The sequence below is a fragment of the Serratia sp. CY33802 genome (assembly GCF_052169095.1).
GTDB lineage: Bacteria > Pseudomonadota > Gammaproteobacteria > Enterobacterales > Enterobacteriaceae > Serratia > Serratia bockelmannii.
Map to the genome: position 1 here is coordinate 758093 of NZ_JBJNLL010000002.1, position 15507 is coordinate 773599.

Below are 15507 nucleotides of genomic sequence, written 5' to 3' on the forward strand. Positions count from 1 at the left end.
AAAAGGGCGGGATAATTCCCGCCCTGATGCGTTACCGCGAGGGTTACACGATGCCCTGGCTGCGCAGATAGTCTTCGTAGTTGCCGGTAAAGTCGATCACCTTGTTCGGGGTGATTTCCAGAATCCGGGTCGCCAGCGAGCTGACGAACTCACGGTCGTGGGAGACGAAGATCAGCGTGCCTTCGTACATCTCCAGCGCCATGTTCAGCGATTCGATGGATTCCATATCCAGGTGGTTGGTCGGTTCGTCCATCACCAGAATATTCGGGCGCTGCATCATCAGCTTGCCGAACAGCATGCGGCCCTTCTCACCACCGGATAGCACCTTCACGCGCTTCTTGATGTCGTCCTGGCTGAACAGCAAACGGCCCAGCACACTGCGCACCGCCTGCTCGTCGTCTTTTTCCTGCTTCCACTGGCTCATCCAGTCGAACACGGTCAGGGTGTCGTCGAACTCGTATTCGTGATCCTGCGCGTAATAACCGATACGGGCATTTTCCGACCACTTCACGGTGCCGCTGTCCGGCTGCGCGTCGCCCACCAGCGTTTTCAGCAGGGTGGTTTTACCGATGCCGTTGGCACCCAGCACCGCGACCTTCTCGCCCACTTCCACCATCAGGTTCAGCTTGTTGAACAGCGGGCCTTCGTCGAAGCCCTTGGTGAGCGCTTCCACTTCCAATGCGTTACGGAACAGCTTCTTGTCCTGCTCGAAACGGATGAACGGGTTCTGGCGGCTGGAGGCTTTCACCTCTTCCAGTTGGATCTTGTCGATCTGGCGGGCGCGCGACGTGGCCTGCTTGGATTTGGAGGCGTTGGCGCTGAAGCGGCTGACGAACGACTGCAGCTCGCTGATCTGCGCTTTCTTCTTGGCGTTGTCCGCCATCAGACGCTCACGCGCCTGGGTGGCGGCGGTCATGTATTCGTCGTAGTTGCCCGGGTAGACGCGCAGCTCGCCGTAGTCCAGATCCGCCATGTGGGTGCAGACCATGTTCAGGAAGTGACGGTCGTGCGAGATGATGATCATGGTGCTATTGCGTTCGTTCAGCACCTGCTCCAGCCAACGAATGGTGTCGATGTCCAGGTTGTTGGTTGGTTCGTCGAGCAACAGGATTTCCGGATCGGAGAACAGCGCCTGCGCCAGCAACACGCGCAGCTTGAAGCCCGGCGCGATTTCGCTCATCGGGCCATAGTGCTGTTCCACCGGAATGCCCACGCCAAGCAGCAGTTCGCCGGCACGCGCTTCGGCGGTATAACCGTCCATTTCGCCGTAGGCCACTTCCAGGTCGGCTACTTTATAGCCGTCTTCTTCGCTCATCTCCGCCAATGCGTAGATGCGGTCGCGCTCTTCCTTCACCGCCCACAGTTCGGTGTGACCCATGATCACGGTGTCCAGCACGCTGTACTGCTCGAAGGCGAACTGATCCTGACGCAGTTTACCCAGGCGCTCGTTCGGATCGAGGAACACGTTGCCGCCGCTCGGCACCAGATCGCCGCCGAGGATTTTCATAAAGGTGGACTTGCCGCAGCCGTTGGCGCCGATCAGGCCGTAACGGTTGCCGCCGCCGAATTTAACAGAGATGTTTTCAAACAACGGCTTACTGCCGAACTGCATAGTGATGTTGTTAGTGCTTAACACAGCGCTCGCTCTTTATACATAGGGAATGTGATTTGGCGCGCATTATGCCACAACGGGGTGCAGAGATCGCGGGAAGTTTCGGTGACATTTTGAGCGTCAGGCTGGTGCCGTTTGCCGGTGGGCATTGGCTTGCGTACAAAAAGTCTGCTAGATTCGGCGGTTCATATTGAAAAGGATTTCTATGAAAAGCGCAAAGCAGATAGCCAACGACATGGCGGATGCCGTAAACATTGACAGCAATTTAGTGCGCGGGTTTGCACAAGGTTTTATCAGCGTACCGGTCGATTTCTACTACCTGGGCTACGACTATATTGATACTGAAAACAGATGGTTAAACTCGCAAGATAAAGAGCGATTTATCAGACTCATCAAGTCAGGCCTGGCCAATAAAGCAAGCATCGAGAAAGTGGCTCATATCTTCATCGAAAACTTCGCCAGTAAGGTCAAGTTTGAAGATGTTAAGGACATGACCATAAGAACATCAGGCAAACTCATCGGCAAATTCGCCTTTAATCAGTTAGCCACCGCAAACATGGGATATATATTCTCTAAACAAATCATCCCACGGCTTGTCTCCGGTGTTGCCGTTGGCTCAATTCTCACCGCTGGGGCAAGCATATCGCGCTCTGTCTATACATCACGCGACTTGAGGGCAAGAAACTCACGGATGTATGATCAACTCAGACGCCTGGGAAACCTCGATCTGCTGTACTTTCTGTTAGAAAACAAAGTCCGACCATTCGAGGATGCCGTCTCGGTTTGGGAAAAAGATCGAAAGAAATTCAGCCAAATTTGTCAGTACTTTTTTGCAAAGGTTAACGTATGAAGAACTTTATGCTGGCGGCTTTATCCAGAATTATTCAGGGCATTGGGTGCGGCGTTGTGGCCCTCTCGCTGTTAGCCATTGTCTGGTTCATGTTTTATTCCGACGATAGTTTTAAGTATCTGTGGGTTGCGACCTCCATAGCTGGAATTTTCTTAGGGTATTTCATTTTCAGGTTTGCGGTTAAAAAAATACACGACGGAAGCCCTGATTAAATAACATTGTGTTCAATTGAGCAGCAGATCACTCAGTCCAAAGAAACTCGCGTCAATTATTACATAGTTTGTCCTAATACCGACGCTCAGCGCAGTTGCTTCTCCAGCCACGCGCGCATATCCGCCACCACCCGCGTCATTTCACTCTCGCCATTTTCGCGCCGCATCACATGGTCTAAAGCCGGATAATTCAGGTAAGTGATATTCGTTTTGCCGTCGGCCCGCAGCTCGGCGATCATTTTCCCGACCGCCCCCGGCGAAACGGCGCGATCCTGGTCACCCTGCACGATCAGCACCGGCGTCTTGATGCTGCGCAGGGTGGCAAGCTGATCGATGTTCAGCATGCCATGCCACCAGGCATAGCCATGATCGCTGGCGTTCAGGGGGAACGGCGGCGCCGTCAGCACCTGTTGTAAAAATGCGTTCAGCCCGGCTTTCTCTTCTTTTGGCGCGTCGGCCACGCTGTGGCGCACATCGTCAATAAACCAGCGTCCGCCGCCGCTGAACGCGAGGGTGGCGTCAACCAGGCCCGAGGAGGCCGTCACCAGATTGGCGATCACCGCCCCTTCGCTGCCCCCCAACACCGCGACCTTTTGATAGCCGTTGCGCGCAATCACCGCCTGCAGCACCTGGGTGACATCGCTCACCCGCCGCTGCGGCGTATCATGCTGCACGAAAGCATCCGGGCAATCCTGCCGCGGTACTTCTTCGCGGTACGGCAACCGGTCGTCGATGCCGTATTTCTCCACCGTCAGCAGGTCTGCGGCGGGTAACACCTGCCGCATCGGCGTGACCAGGCGGATATGCCGCACGCTGTTGCAATCCGAGCCTTGCAGGATCACCAGCAGCGCCGGCGACGTCTCCCCAGGCACGGCGGCATCCAAATAGTAACGAATGCTCGATTTGTCTTCCCGCAGCAGCGTCAGCGCTGCAGATTGCGCCATCGCCAACCCGCTCCACAGCGCCAATACGCTCAGCATGCCTGTCGCCACTCTCATCACTTGCTCCTCTTCCCTGTTGCGTTCGGTTAATTCGTCTTTTCTGGTCTACGCTTCATGCCAATCACGTTTCTGACAGGGAAGCCTTACCATGCCACACCTCTATAACACCGCACTGCTGATCGGCGCCGCGCTGAGCACCATCGCCGCCCTGCTGCATATTTGGGTGATCGCCGCCGGGCCGCGCGGCTATCGGCTGTGCGGCGCCGGCGATCGCTTCATTAAGGCGGCGGAAGCGGGTAAAAAGTTCCCGGCTGTCGTCACCGCCGGTATCGCGCTGATGCTGTTTATTTGGGCGCTGTATGCGCTTTCCGGCGCGGGCCTGATCGCGCCGCTGCCACTGCTGCGGCCCGTGCTGTTTATCATTACCTTCATCTACCTGTTGCGCGGCGTCGCCGGCCCCTTCGCCCTGCGCGATACCGGCCGCAGCCAGCGTTTTATCGTCGTCAGCTCGCTGATTTGCCTCGGCTTCGGGCTGGTGCATCTGCTGGGGATGACGCAGCGCTGGAGTGCGTTGGCGTAACGCCCTGTTGCTGCAAAACGGCGATAAACGCCTGCGCGGCGGCGCTGCGGTAAGCGCCTTTGCGCTGCAGCCATACCGCCTGTCGCACCGGCATGGCGTTGGCCAACGCCACTTTTTTCAACTGCCGGTTCTCGCGTGCAATGGCGGCTGGCAGCAGCGTGGCAAGCTGCCCGCGCCGCACGATCTCGACGATGGCGCCCAGCGCATTGGCCTCTACCGCCACCTGCGGCCGAAACCCCTGTTGCGTGCAGTAGCGATCGATAAACTGCCGCGTGGCGAAGTCGCCACTCAGCAAAGCCAGCGGCAGATGTTGCCACTCCGCCAGCCTCAGCGGACGGCGATGCGCCGCCAGGGGATGATCGGCGCCGACCATCAGCTCCAGCGTCTCGCTGAACAACGGCGTGGCTTCTACCTCCGCCGACTGCGCCATCTCGAAGGCGATCCCCAGGTCCAGCCGATCCTGCGCCAGCAGCGCCTCGATCCGCTCTTGCGCCATCTCCTCAATGCTCAGGGTAATCCCCGGGTAGCGGCGATAGAACGCATCGATCGTCGGCCCCACCAGATAGGCGGTGAAGGTTGGCGTCATCGCCAGCCGCAAATGGCCGCGCGCCAGCGTCGCCACGTCATGGATCGCCCGCGTGCCGGCGTCCAAATCCTGCAGCGCCAGCCGCGCATAGCGCATCCACGCCTCACCGGCGTCGGTCAGGCGCACGGCTCTGCCACTGCGATCGAACAACGGCGCTCCCAGTGCGTCTTCCAACTGCTTGATCTGCTGGGACAACGTCGGTTGCGAGACGTGCAACGCTTCGGCGGCGCGGGTGAAGTTGCCCTGTTCGGCAACGGCCAGAAAATAACGGATGTGTCGCAGCAGCATAGCGCCCCAGCTATTAGTAAAACCTATAGCCAGCATTATAAATGGGTCTTAGACCCTATAGCCAGAAGCGTTCATCATGCCGCCATCGCATAACGACACCCAATGGAGAAACGGATGAAAGAGGTGATTGAAGGCTTCCTGAAGTTCCAGCGCGAAGCCTTTGTTGAACGCACGGCGCTGTTTCAGCAGTTGGCGACCCGCCAAAACCCGCGCACCCTGTTTATCTCATGTTCCGACAGCCGCCTGGTGCCGGAGCTGGTCACCCAGCGCGAGCCGGGCGATCTGTTCGTGATCCGCAACGCCGGTAACATCGTGCCTTCTTTTGGCCCCGAACCCGGCGGGGTGACCGCCTCGGTCGAGTACGCCGTCGCCGCGCTGGGCGTAGAAGACATCGTGATCTGCGGCCATTCCGACTGCGGCGCGATGACCGCCATCGCCACCTGCCAGTGTCTGGATCACCTGCCGACGGTCGCCGGCTGGCTGCGTTACGCCGATTCCGCCAAGGCGGTCAACCAGGCTTATCCGCACGCCTCCGACGCAGCCCGGGTCGCATCGATGGTGCGCGAAAACGTCATCGCCCAGCTCAACAACATCAAAACACACCCTTCCGTCGCCCTGGCGCTGGATCAGGGCCGCCTGGCGCTGCACGGCTGGGTCTATGACATCGCCAGCGGCGCTATCGAGGCGCTGGACGGCGAAACCCGCCGCTTCGTGCCGCTCGCCACCCATCCCGAGGTGACCGCCACCCCGGCGATCGCCCGTTTTTAAGCCCACAAAAGGAGTCAACATGACACACTCTCTGCACAACACCGCCCCGCGCGAAGCGCTCACCGACACCATCATGGCCGCCAAGATCCGCCATAATCTGACGTTCGAAGCGCTGGCCGAGGGCACCGGTCTCAGCCTGGCGTTTGTCACCGCCGCCCTGCTGGGGCAGCATGCGCTGCCGGAACCGGCGGCGCGCACGGTAGCGGCCAAGCTGGGGCTGGACGAAGAAGCGGTGCTGCTGCTGCAAACCATCCCGCTGCGCGGCAGCATTCCCGGCGGCGTGCCAACCGATCCGACCATTTATCGCTTCTATGAAATGCTGCAGGTTTACGGTTCCACGCTGAAAGCGCTGGTGCACGAGCAGTTTGGCGACGGCATCATCAGCGCCATCAACTTCAAGCTGGATATCAAGAAGGTCGCCGATCCGGACGGCGGCGAACGCGCGGTGATCACCCTGGACGGCAAATACCTGCCAACCAAGCCTTTCTAATTGGCCTTTCGCCGGCGGCCCGCGCTGCCGGCAAATTGACAGCCAACCTGCCATTGGCTACATTAACTGCGCTTAAACGCCGCCCTGGCGTTTTTCACTGCCCGAGGCCTGTATGTTGGAGATTGTAACCACCCGATAGTCGCTTCCTTGCCGTATGGCGAGGGACTCTGACGTATCCGACGCGCGTTTGCGCGGGGATGCGCGTATCTGGGGTTATTACAGGATCTCCCAACATGAACATTTCCAAAGCGGAACAACGCGTGCTGCACGTGTTGGCCAAAGGCGGCTATATCGCCTTCACCCGCAACGACGCCGGTCGCGTCACCCACGTCGAATGCTACACCCGCGAAGGGCTCGGCCTGGCCGACTGCTCGCTGGCCGTCTTCACCAAGCTCAAAACCAAACGCCTGATCCTCTCTCGCCAGGGGCGCCCTTATCGCGTCACCTTCGCCGGGCTCAAGGCCGTGCGGGCGCAGCTGGATAACCGTTAATCATCGATGCCGGCCGGGCAGGCAGCCCGGTCGGCACAGCCTTATTTAATCAGGATACAACCATGAACATCACGTTACGCCACGAAACGCCGGCCGACGTCGGCGCCATCGCCACCCTGACCGCCGCCGCGTTCCTGCATGCCGAGCACAGCAGCCACACCGAGCAGTTTATCGTCAGCGCGCTGCGCGCGGCAGGCGCTCTCACCCTGTCGCTGGTCGCCGAGCAAAATGGCACACCGATCGGGCACGCGTCCATCTCGCCGGTCGTACTCAGCAACGGCGCCGCCGGGTGGTACGGGCTGGCGCCGGTATCGGTGCTGCCGGCCTGTCAGGGCCAGGGGATCGGCAGCCGACTGATCCGCCGGCTGCTGGCCGAGCTGCAGGAACGCGGCGCCGCAGGCTGCGTAGTGCTGGGCGATCCGAACTATTACGGCCGTTTCGGCTTCCAGGCACAGACCGCGCTGACTCTGCCGGGCGTGCCGCAAGACTACTTCCGCGCCATCGCCTTCCAGGGCGCGCTGCCGTGCGCGGAGGTCACCTTCCACAACGCGTTTAACGCCGAAGCCTAACCCTGTTGCCGGCGCCGTCATGGCGCCGGTTTTCAGTCCCGTTCGCCATAACGCAAGACGGTCATCCCTTCCTCTTCCGCCGGGGGAACAAAGTACTGCGCCAGGCGCTCAAACTCCGCTTCGCTCAGGGCAAACGGGTGCTCGCCGCGCGCATTTCTCAGCGTTATCCGGCTCAGGCACTGCGCATGGCTGACATCGAGAAAGTGCAGGCAGTGTGCGACGCCGGCCTCCTCCGCCAAGGCTTTGGCCCAGCGCCGCCTGTCCGGCGTATTCATCGGAAAATCGAGCGCCACGGACCAACCGCCGCGCAGCAGCTGAACGAGGTGCCCGCCCAGCGCCCGCCGCAACCGGTCAGAACAGCGCGCGTAGTCTTGCAGACTGGCCATCTCCTGTTCATACAGCGTCGCCAGCCACGCATCTTCGCTCAGCAACAGCGTTTGCGGTTGCTGCGCCAAACTCTGCGCCAGCGTCGATTTGCCTGCGCCGGCCTTGCCGCACATCAGGTGTAAAACTGCAGGGTAGGTTTGCATGACGTTCTCCGGTCGTTGCCGGAAGGGGATAAAAAAACCCGCCTGCCGGCGGGTTTTTATTGGCGACACACGCGCTATCCCACCCTCTGGAGAAGGGTGATAATAATTTGCGCGAATGGGCGGTAGGATTTTTTCATAGCTAATGAATATGACAACCGTGCACCGTTGTCAATTCGCCGTCATCAATCCCTGTTCTCGCACAAACTCGGTGAATAAACTCACTTTCTGCTGCACATGCCGGCGCGTCGGGTAAACCGCGAAGACCTGATGCACGTCGGCAATCTGTTCAGGGAACAGCTGCACCAGTCTGCCGGCAGCAATCTCGGGATCCGCCACAAACGACGGCAGCGAACCGATGCCCAGTCCCGCCACCAGCATATCCCGCAGCATCAGGCTGTTGTTGGCGATCAGCCGGGGAGTGAACGTCACGCTCAGGCTCTCCTCGCCGGCGGTGAACTGCCACTGCCCCGGTTTTTCCGCCAGGGAATAGGCCAGACAGCTGTGCCGCGGCAATTCATTGGGCGTTTGCGGCACGCCGTGCTGCGCCAAATAGCCGGGCGCGGCGCAAATTCGCTGGTGCACGTCACCCAGTGCCCGGGCGCTGAGGGAAGAATCCGGCAGCCGTCGGCGAATGCGCAAGGAAATATCGAAACCGGCCGCCACCACGTCCAATACCCTGTCGTCCAGCGTCAGTTCCACCTGCAGCTGCGGATAACGTTGCATAAACGGCGGCAGCAGCGGCGACAGCACCGTCAGGCCGAACGAGAGCGGCGCATTGACCCGCAGCGTGCCGGAGACCTGCTGCGCGCTGGCGGCAACCGTCTGCTCCAGCGCGTCGAACTCGCCAAGCAACCGGCAGGCTTCCTGGTAATAGAGCTGCCCGGCTTCGGTCAGGCTCATGCTGCGGGTGGTGCGCACCAGCAACAGCGTCCCCAACCGACTTTCCAACTGCTTAATCTGCTTGCTCAATGCCGCCGGCGTGATCGCCAGATCCTCCGCCGCCTTATAGAAACTGTTGCGCTCAACCACGCGGCGAAAGGCGCGCATCGTCAGTAGCACGTCCATATTACGTCCTTCAGGTTAATTATTAATTCAATAAACCATAGATTATTAACCAAATAAATATCAGTAGACTTCATTCAACCGCTTCCCTGAGTGGGACGTGAATTTAATCTACTGATAATCATGGAGTTAATAATGAAAAAGACCCTAATCGCCCTGATGCTCGGCCTGAGCGCCGCCACCGCCCCCGTCGCCGCGCTGGCGCAATCCCCCGCCGCCGATAGCCGCCAGGCGGGTTATGTGCAACCGCTGACCGCCGACAACAGCCTGTTGCTGCTGGTCGATCTGCAGGACATGTTCGGCATGACCATTTCCTCTATCGATCAAACCAACCTGGTGAATAACGCCGCCGGCATCGCCAAGGCCGCCAAGGTGTTCAACGTGCCGACCATTCTGGCCTCGGCCAACGCCAAAAGCTTCGCCGGGCCGGTATTCCAGCAGGTGACGCAGGCACGCCCGGATCTGCAGGTGTACGATCGCACCGCCATCAACGTCTGGCAGGATCGGCGCGTGGTGGATCTGATCAAACAATCCGGCCGCAAGAAAATCATCATCGGCGGGCTGTGGACCGCCAGCTGCGTGATGCTGCCGGCGCTGTCCGCTCTGGGCGAGGGGTATGAGGTCTACATATTGTCGGACGTCACCGGCGACATTACGCCAGATAGTCAAAACAACGCCATGCAGCGCCTGATACAGGCAGGCGCCACCCCTATCAACTGGGTGGCGTTGATGCTGGAATGGCAGCAGGACTGGAGCCGCAAGGCCACGGCGGGGGGCGTATTGCAGATCGCCCGCGACCACGGCGCCGCCTGGGGAATGGGCGCCCGCTACGCCGGGGCGATGAAGGTGGGCAGCGAAGCGAAATAAACGGGTGAAAGCCCGCCGTCAGCGGGCTTTTTTCAGGTGCGGTGATAGCAACGGCTATCCTGCGGCGCCTGGTCGCGTCTCTCCAGCCCGTAATCCCGCACCACCTCCGCCACCCGCAGCCGGTACTGCGCCAGCACCTCGCCACGGCCGCGCGCCTGTGCCGCGCGATGCTGCTCGAGATTGCGCCACTGCTGCACCGCCGCCTCGTCGCGCCAGAAGGAGAGCGACAGCAGGCGCGCAGGATCGGCCAGGCTTTGAAAGCGCTCGATGGAAATGAATCCGTCGATCTGCGCCAGCAGCGGCTTCAGCTCCGCCGCCAGCGCCAGATAGGTATCACGCTGCCCATCAGCGGCCTGCAGTTCAAAAATCACGGCGATCATTATCGTCTCCTCTCACGGTAAAATTCCGGTACGCGCGCATGGTAAGAATGGCGCCACCGCACCGATTCCAACGCCCGCTCATCAATATCCAGCGAACGCAGACGCACTGCACCAGAGTGCGATAACCACAGGTTAGCGATGGACGCGCAGTCATACTTCGTCTAACCTCGAAGTATGCATAACATCGACATTGAAGATCGTTTAGCGGCGCTGAGCGCCGCCATCGCCGACCGCACCCGGGCGCGCATGCTGTGCCTGTTGATGGACGGGCGCGCCTACACCGCCACCGAGCTCAGCGCGGCGGTCGAGGTCGCCCCGTCCACCGCCAGCGCGCATCTGGCGAAACTGCTGGAGCAGCGGCTGATCGCCTGCGTCAAACAGGGGCGCTACCGCTATTTCCGGCTGGCCGGGCAACCGGTGGCCGCAGCGCTGGAAGGCTTGATGGCGCTGGCGGGCGTACCGCGCCCGTCGGTGAAAAGCAGCACGCCCACCACGCTGCAATATGCCCGCACCTGCTACGACCATATGGCGGGCGAGGTGGCGGTGAAGCTGCACGATCGGCTGCATGCGCTGAACTGGCTGACCGGTGAAGAAGACTACCGATTAAGCGACGCCGGTCAGGCCGCGCTGACGCGGCTGGGCGTCGATTGCTCCCCCGCGCCCACTCGCCGCCGTTTCGCCCGCGGCTGTCTGGACTGGAGCGAGCGCCGATCTCACCTCGGCGGCGCGCTGGGCGCCGCGCTGTTGGCCGCCTTTATCCAACGCGGCTGGATCCTTCGCCGGCTCGACAGCCGCGAGCTGCAGCTGACCCCCGCCGGTAAAAAAGCGCTGGCCGCACATTTTGACCTCACGGTGTAACCCGGCGACAGGGTAGTTTTACTGCAATACTCTAGGGGTACGCTTAAGCGACCCCGCCAACCCGAGGAGTTTCCATGCTCGATTCCACCCAATTCCCGATCGTCAAACGCTGGCCGGCTCAGCATCCGGAATGGCTGCAGCTCTACTCTCTGCCGACGCCGAACGGCGTCAAAGTCTCCATCATGCTGGAAGAGATCGGCCTGCCTTATGAAGCGCACCTAATCGACATCGGCAACAACGAAACCTGGACGCCGGAATTCCTGGCGCTGAATCCGAACGGCAAGATCCCGGCGATCATCGATCCCGACGGCCCCGGCGGCCGGCCGCTGCCGCTGTTCGAATCCGGCGCCATTCTGCTCTACCTGGCGGAAAAGAGCGGCCGCTTCCTGCCGCAGGATCCAGCCCAGCGTTATGAAACCATTCAGTGGGTGTTCTTCCAGATGGCCGCCGTCGGCCCGATGTTCGGCCAGCTCGGTTTCTTCCATAAATTCGCCGGGCGCGAATATGAAGACAAGCGGCCGCTGGAGCGTTACAAAAACGAATCGAAACGCCTGCTTGGTGTGTTGGAAACGCGCCTGGAGGGCCGTGACTGGATCATGGGCGCAGACTACACCATCGCCGATATCTCGCTGCTGGGCTGGGTGCGCAACCTGATCGGCTTCTATGAGGCGCGCGATCTGGTGGAGTTCGACAGTTTCCCGCGCGTCGCGCAGTGGCTGGAGCGCGGTCTGGCGCGCCCGGCGGTGCAGCGTGGGCTCGCTATCCCGGCGCGCGCGGCCTGATTGTCAAACGGGATGGCCGCCGGGCCGTCCCGCCTTCCGCTGTCATAAAATTGTCATCCCTCTGCTCTACTCTCCTTTCGTAACAATTTGATGTTATTTACATTGTTGTATTACGACAAGGAGCTTACCCATGCAACCTGCTGTATCCCTGATCGCCGGCGCCGTGCTGTCCGCCCTGCTCTGTTCCTCCGCCATCGCGGCGGAAACCTCGGCCAATGCCGATGGCCTGACCGAGCGCGCCGCGCGCGGCCCCCTCACCGAGCCGGGCGGCGCCCGTCGCCTGGCCGGCGATCAGACCGCCGCGCTGAAGGCGTCGCTGTCGGACAAAACGGTGAAAAACGTGATCCTGCTGATCGGCGACGGCATGGGGGATTCCGAGATCACCGCCGCGCGCAACTACGCTGAAGGCGCAGGCGGTTACTTCAAGGGCATCGACGCCCTGCCGCTGACCGGGCAATACACCCACTACTCGCTGGACAAGAAAACCCACAAGCCGGATTACGTGACCGACTCCGCCGCCTCGGCCACCGCCTGGGCCACCGGGGTGAAAACCTATAACGGTGCGCTCGGCGTGGACGTGAACGGCAAAGACCAGCCAACGCTGCTGGAGATCGCCAAGGCGGCCGGCAAGGCCACCGGCAACGTCTCCACCGCCGAGTTGCAAGACGCCACGCCGGCGGCGCTGGTGTCGCACGTCACCTCGCGCAAATGCTACGGCCCGGAAGAAACCAGCGAGAAATGTGCCGCTAACGCGCTGGAAAACGGCGGCCGCGGCTCGATCACCGAGCAACTGCTGAAAACCCGTGCCGACGTCACGCTGGGAGGCGGTGCGAAGTCCTTCAACCAGCTGGCGAAAAGCGGCGAATGGCAAGGAAAATCGCTGAAGGACCAGGCGGCGGCACAGGGTTATCAGTGGGTGAGCAACGCAGATGAACTGCAGGCCGTTACCCTGGCCAATCAGCAAAAACCGCTGCTGGGCCTGTTCGCCGACGGCAACATGCCGGTGCGCTGGCTGGGGCCGAAAGCCAGCTATCACGGCAACCTCGACAAGCCGGCGGTAACCTGCGAAAACAACCCGGCGCGCACCGCGGCCACGCCAACGCTGGCGGCGATGACCGACAAAGCGATCGCGCTGCTGAAAGACAACCCGAACGGCTTCTTCCTGCAGGTCGAGGGGGCGTCGATCGATAAGCAGGATCACGCCGCCAATCCGTGCGGGCAGATTGGTGAAACCGTCGATCTGGACGAAGCGGTGCAAAAAGCGCTGGCCTTCGCCCGCGCCGACGGCAACACGCTGGTGATCGTCACCGCCGACCACGCGCACTCCAGCCAGATCGTCGCCGCCAACGCCAAAGCGCCGGGCCTGACCCAGATACTGACCACCAAAGACGGTGCGCCGATGACCCTCAGCTACGGCAACTCGGAAGAAGAGTCGCAGGGGCATACCGGCACTCAGTTGCGCGTCGCGGCCTACGGCCCGCACGCCGCCAACGTGGTGGGATTGACCGATCAGACCGATCTGTTCTTCACCATGCGCGATGCGATGGGCATCAAGTAACCGCCAGCTGAACGATGGCCGCTCGCAACGGCGGCCATTTATGATTGGTTACCGATAGGTATTTGCAATTTAACCGCAATTATTGTGTGATAACGAAATAACGTTTAATTGCGTGACAATTAACCCCTTAAAATAACGCGGTTATACGGCCTTTCTTCCCTCTCTGTTTATTCCTGCGACAGCAACCGCCCTATTTTTGCTTATATTCATTTTTTTTAGTTACAAAAGTAGTTTTTAACATTCTCGCAAACAATAATACCCCGCCAGTAACGTGAACCGATCAATTTGCATCCGGACGGCCTGCAATAGTTCACTTTTCGTTAAATACCCTATTAACAAAAAGGCATTATCGCTGCCTATCGGCTCACGCCGGGCGGTCGGCTTCATTATTTTCCAGGGTAACTCCCGCTAAATTCTTTCACCTGCAATGAGTAGAATTTACACACAAGAGATTTAATTCAATGAGAAAATTACTCGTCCTGATTTTCAGTCTCAGCCTGTTTAGCGTTACGCAGCAGGCGGCGGCTGAAGAGAAGAATAAAACCGTCGACGTGGTGTTGATCGGCGGCGGCATCATGAGCGCCACCTTGGGTACCTATCTGCATGAGTTGGAGCCGACCTGGACCATCGACATGTATGAGCGCATGAACGGCGTAGCAGAAGAGAGCTCCAACGGCTGGAACAACGCCGGTACCGGCCACTCCGCCTTTAGCGAAATGAACTACACGCCGGAAAAAGCCGATGGCACCATCGACATCAGCAAGGCGGTGAAGGTCAACGAGTCTTTCGAAATCTCTCGCCAATTCTGGTCTTATCAGGTGAAAAACGCTGTCCTGAAAGATCCGAAATCCTTCATTAACAGCGTGCCGCACATGAGCTTCGTGTGGGGTGACGACAACGTCAACTTCCTGCGTAAACGCTACGCGGCACTGCAGCACAGCACCCTGTTCCGCGGCATGGAATATTCCGAAGACCCTGCGCAAATCAAGCAGTGGGCGCCGCTGGTGATGAACGGCCGCGATCCGGCGCAGAAAATCGCCGCGACCCGCATGCCGCTGGGTACCGACGTCAACTTCGGCGTGATCACCCACCAGTTGGTTGACGCGCTGAGCGCCAGCGACAAGTTCAAGCTGAACCTGAGCCACGAAGTGCGCGACATTAAGCGCAACGCCGACCAAACCTGGAGCGTGACCGTTGCCGATCTGAACCGCGACGGTAAAGAAACCACCGTTAACGCCAAGTTCGTGTTCATCGGCGCAGGCGGCGCGTCCCTGACCCTGCTGCAGAAATCCGGCATCCCAGAAGCCGACGGCTACGGCGGCTTCCCGGTCGGCGGCCAGTTCCTGGTCACCACCAACCCGGAGATCGCCAACCAGCACCTGGCCAAAGTGTATGGCCTGGCCAGCGTAGGTTCGCCGCCGATGTCCGTGCCGCACCTGGATACCCGCATGCTGGACGGCAAGCGCGTGCTGCTGTTTGGGCCGTTCGCCACCTTCTCCAGCAAGTTCCTGAAGAACGGTTCGCTGTTCGATCTGATGCACTCGCTGAGCACCTCGAACCTGATGCCGATGACCCACGTCGGTCTGGATAACTTCGATCTGGTGAAATACCTGGTCGGCCAGCTGATGATGAACGACGACGATCGCTTCGCCGCGTTGAAAGAGTACTTCCCGGACGCCAAGCAGGCAGACTGGAAGCTGTGGACCGCAGGCCAGCGCGTACAGATCATCAAGAAAGACGCGGATAAAGGCGGCGTGCTGCAGTTCGGCACCGAAGTCGTCAGCTCTGAAGACGGCAGCATCGCCGCTCTGCTGGGTGCTTCGCCGGGCGCTTCTACCGCTGCGCCGATCATGCTGCATCTGATGGAAACCGTGTTCAAAGACAAAGTGGCGACGCCGGAATGGCAGAGCAAGCTGAAAGAGATCATCCCGTCTTACGGCCACAAGCTGAACGGCGATATCGAGATGACCAACAAGATCCGCGGTTACACCAGCAGCGTGCTGGGTCTGAACTACATTGAAGTGAAACCGGAAACTAACTGATTTTCCATCGCTTCCTACTGATAAGGCCGCTTTATGCGGCC

18 protein-coding genes are annotated in these 15507 nt (G+C 60.0%); 12 read left to right on the top strand and 6 right to left on the bottom strand.

The features are described from left to right. Nucleotides 1-43: 43 nt before the first annotated feature. The gene (locus ACJ8HA_RS10110; protein WP_025302134.1) at nucleotides 44-1636 is read right to left on the bottom strand and encodes an ABC-F family ATPase; all 1593 of its coding nucleotides are present in this window, start codon (nucleotides 1634-1636) and stop codon (nucleotides 44-46) included. A gap of 181 nt (nucleotides 1637-1817) precedes the next feature. Between ACJ8HA_RS10110 and ACJ8HA_RS10115 the strand changes: the two genes are divergently transcribed. Beyond that, complete coding sequence (locus tag ACJ8HA_RS10115) at nucleotides 1818-2462, top strand: hypothetical protein (protein WP_025302133.1); 645 nt, start codon at nucleotides 1818-1820, stop codon at nucleotides 2460-2462. Then, nucleotides 2459-2674, top strand: coding sequence for a hypothetical protein (locus tag ACJ8HA_RS10120; RefSeq protein WP_025302132.1), 216 nt, complete (start codon nucleotides 2459-2461; stop codon nucleotides 2672-2674). Before ACJ8HA_RS10115 ends, ACJ8HA_RS10120 begins: the two co-directional genes overlap by 4 nt. A gap of 86 nt (nucleotides 2675-2760) precedes the next feature. On the opposite strand, the gene ACJ8HA_RS10125 is transcribed toward ACJ8HA_RS10120, so the two are convergent. Then, the gene (locus ACJ8HA_RS10125) at nucleotides 2761-3672 is read right to left on the bottom strand and encodes an alpha/beta hydrolase family protein (RefSeq protein WP_238969187.1); all 912 of its coding nucleotides are present in this window, start codon (nucleotides 3670-3672) and stop codon (nucleotides 2761-2763) included. Nucleotides 3673-3763: 91 nt separating this feature from the next. On the opposite strand from ACJ8HA_RS10125, the gene ACJ8HA_RS10130 reads away from it, so the two are divergent. Continuing rightward, the gene (locus ACJ8HA_RS10130) at nucleotides 3764-4195 is read left to right on the top strand and encodes a hypothetical protein (RefSeq protein ID WP_025302130.1); all 432 of its coding nucleotides are present in this window, start codon (nucleotides 3764-3766) and stop codon (nucleotides 4193-4195) included. Here ACJ8HA_RS10130 and cynR read toward each other — a convergent pair. Next, nucleotides 4119-5069 carry a transcriptional regulator CynR gene (gene cynR / locus ACJ8HA_RS10135; protein WP_442515320.1) on the bottom strand — a complete coding sequence of 317 codons (951 nt, stop codon included), beginning with the start codon at nucleotides 5067-5069 and terminating at the stop codon, nucleotides 4119-4121. The two genes, ACJ8HA_RS10130 and cynR, sit on opposite strands and share 77 nt — an antisense overlap. A 114-nt stretch (nucleotides 5070-5183) precedes the next feature. Between cynR and ACJ8HA_RS10140 the strand changes: the two genes are divergently transcribed. From ACJ8HA_RS10140 to ACJ8HA_RS10155, 4 genes are all read left to right on the top strand, one after another. After that, the gene (locus ACJ8HA_RS10140) at nucleotides 5184-5837 is read left to right on the top strand and encodes a carbonic anhydrase (protein ID WP_049203432.1); all 654 of its coding nucleotides are present in this window, start codon (nucleotides 5184-5186) and stop codon (nucleotides 5835-5837) included. A gap of 19 nt (nucleotides 5838-5856) precedes the next feature. Further along, the gene (gene cynS / locus ACJ8HA_RS10145; protein WP_049208879.1) at nucleotides 5857-6327 is read left to right on the top strand and encodes a cyanase; all 471 of its coding nucleotides are present in this window, start codon (nucleotides 5857-5859) and stop codon (nucleotides 6325-6327) included. Between the two features lie 233 nt (nucleotides 6328-6560). Continuing rightward, nucleotides 6561-6818, top strand: a complete 258-nt coding sequence (locus ACJ8HA_RS10150; RefSeq protein WP_004939031.1) for a YjhX family toxin — start codon at nucleotides 6561-6563, stop codon at nucleotides 6816-6818. A gap of 62 nt (nucleotides 6819-6880) precedes the next feature. Continuing rightward, nucleotides 6881-7387 carry a GNAT family N-acetyltransferase gene (locus ACJ8HA_RS10155; protein WP_060447547.1) on the top strand — a complete coding sequence of 169 codons (507 nt, stop codon included), beginning with the start codon at nucleotides 6881-6883 and terminating at the stop codon, nucleotides 7385-7387. Nucleotides 7388-7419: 32 nt separating this feature from the next. On the opposite strand, the gene ACJ8HA_RS10160 is transcribed toward ACJ8HA_RS10155, so the two are convergent. Then, nucleotides 7420-7917, bottom strand: a complete 498-nt coding sequence (locus tag ACJ8HA_RS10160) for an AAA family ATPase (protein ID WP_049295266.1) — start codon at nucleotides 7915-7917, stop codon at nucleotides 7420-7422. A 168-nt stretch (nucleotides 7918-8085) separates the two neighbouring features. Continuing rightward, nucleotides 8086-8982 (bottom strand): LysR family transcriptional regulator, encoded by an 897-nt coding sequence (locus ACJ8HA_RS10165; RefSeq protein ID WP_025302124.1) that lies wholly within the window; start codon nucleotides 8980-8982, stop codon nucleotides 8086-8088. Between the two features lie 132 nt (nucleotides 8983-9114). On the opposite strand from ACJ8HA_RS10165, the gene ACJ8HA_RS10170 reads away from it, so the two are divergent. After that, nucleotides 9115-9846, top strand: a complete 732-nt coding sequence (locus ACJ8HA_RS10170) for an isochorismatase family protein (RefSeq protein WP_060447548.1) — start codon at nucleotides 9115-9117, stop codon at nucleotides 9844-9846. Between the two features lie 32 nt (nucleotides 9847-9878). Here ACJ8HA_RS10170 and ACJ8HA_RS10175 read toward each other — a convergent pair whose 3' ends face one another. Next, nucleotides 9879-10226, bottom strand: a complete 348-nt coding sequence (locus ACJ8HA_RS10175; RefSeq protein ID WP_025302122.1) for an antibiotic biosynthesis monooxygenase family protein — start codon at nucleotides 10224-10226, stop codon at nucleotides 9879-9881. 174 nt (nucleotides 10227-10400) lie between these two features. On the opposite strand from ACJ8HA_RS10175, the gene ACJ8HA_RS10180 reads away from it, so the two are divergent. The 4 genes from ACJ8HA_RS10180 (at nucleotide 10401) to mqo (ending at nucleotide 15466) form a co-directional block, all read left to right on the top strand. Further along, nucleotides 10401-11084 (top strand): ArsR/SmtB family transcription factor, encoded by a 684-nt coding sequence (locus ACJ8HA_RS10180; protein WP_442515321.1) that lies wholly within the window; start codon nucleotides 10401-10403, stop codon nucleotides 11082-11084. Between the two features lie 74 nt (nucleotides 11085-11158). Next, nucleotides 11159-11866: a glutathione S-transferase N-terminal domain-containing protein gene (locus ACJ8HA_RS10185; protein WP_025302120.1), complete on the top strand. Its 708-nt coding sequence runs from the start codon at nucleotides 11159-11161 to the stop codon at nucleotides 11864-11866. A 130-nt stretch (nucleotides 11867-11996) separates the two neighbouring features. Beyond that, the gene (gene phoA / locus ACJ8HA_RS10190; protein WP_089180693.1) at nucleotides 11997-13424 is read left to right on the top strand and encodes an alkaline phosphatase; all 1428 of its coding nucleotides are present in this window, start codon (nucleotides 11997-11999) and stop codon (nucleotides 13422-13424) included. 461 nt (nucleotides 13425-13885) lie between these two features. Next, nucleotides 13886-15466 carry a malate dehydrogenase (quinone) gene (gene mqo, locus ACJ8HA_RS10195; protein WP_049203423.1) on the top strand — a complete coding sequence of 527 codons (1581 nt, stop codon included), beginning with the start codon at nucleotides 13886-13888 and terminating at the stop codon, nucleotides 15464-15466. The last annotated feature ends 41 nt before the right edge of the window (nucleotides 15467-15507 follow it).

Coding starts and splice junctions, on each gene's coding strand:
- ACJ8HA_RS10160 (WP_049295266.1), bottom strand. CDS start 7,917: ATGCAAACCTACCCTGCAGTTTTACACCTGATGTGCGGCAAGGCCGGC.
- ACJ8HA_RS10170 (WP_060447548.1), top strand. CDS start 9,115: ATGAAAAAGACCCTAATCGCCCTGATGCTCGGCCTGAGCGCCGCCACC.
- ACJ8HA_RS10180 (WP_442515321.1), top strand. CDS start 10,401: ATGCATAACATCGACATTGAAGATCGTTTAGCGGCGCTGAGCGCCGCC.
- ACJ8HA_RS10120 (WP_025302132.1), top strand. CDS start 2,459: ATGAAGAACTTTATGCTGGCGGCTTTATCCAGAATTATTCAGGGCATT.
- cynR (WP_442515320.1), bottom strand. CDS start 5,069: ATGCTGCTGCGACACATCCGTTATTTTCTGGCCGTTGCCGAACAGGGC.
- ACJ8HA_RS10115 (WP_025302133.1), top strand. CDS start 1,818: ATGAAAAGCGCAAAGCAGATAGCCAACGACATGGCGGATGCCGTAAAC.
- ACJ8HA_RS10130 (WP_025302130.1), top strand. CDS start 3,764: ATGCCACACCTCTATAACACCGCACTGCTGATCGGCGCCGCGCTGAGC.
- phoA (WP_089180693.1), top strand. CDS start 11,997: ATGCAACCTGCTGTATCCCTGATCGCCGGCGCCGTGCTGTCCGCCCTG.
- cynS (WP_049208879.1), top strand. CDS start 5,857: ATGACACACTCTCTGCACAACACCGCCCCGCGCGAAGCGCTCACCGAC.
- ACJ8HA_RS10155 (WP_060447547.1), top strand. CDS start 6,881: ATGAACATCACGTTACGCCACGAAACGCCGGCCGACGTCGGCGCCATC.
- ACJ8HA_RS10140 (WP_049203432.1), top strand. CDS start 5,184: ATGAAAGAGGTGATTGAAGGCTTCCTGAAGTTCCAGCGCGAAGCCTTT.
- ACJ8HA_RS10150 (WP_004939031.1), top strand. CDS start 6,561: ATGAACATTTCCAAAGCGGAACAACGCGTGCTGCACGTGTTGGCCAAA.
- ACJ8HA_RS10165 (WP_025302124.1), bottom strand. CDS start 8,982: ATGGACGTGCTACTGACGATGCGCGCCTTTCGCCGCGTGGTTGAGCGC.
- ACJ8HA_RS10185 (WP_025302120.1), top strand. CDS start 11,159: ATGCTCGATTCCACCCAATTCCCGATCGTCAAACGCTGGCCGGCTCAG.
- ACJ8HA_RS10125 (WP_238969187.1), bottom strand. CDS start 3,672: ATGAGAGTGGCGACAGGCATGCTGAGCGTATTGGCGCTGTGGAGCGGG.
- mqo (WP_049203423.1), top strand. CDS start 13,886: ATGAGAAAATTACTCGTCCTGATTTTCAGTCTCAGCCTGTTTAGCGTT.
- ACJ8HA_RS10175 (WP_025302122.1), bottom strand. CDS start 10,226: ATGATCGCCGTGATTTTTGAACTGCAGGCCGCTGATGGGCAGCGTGAT.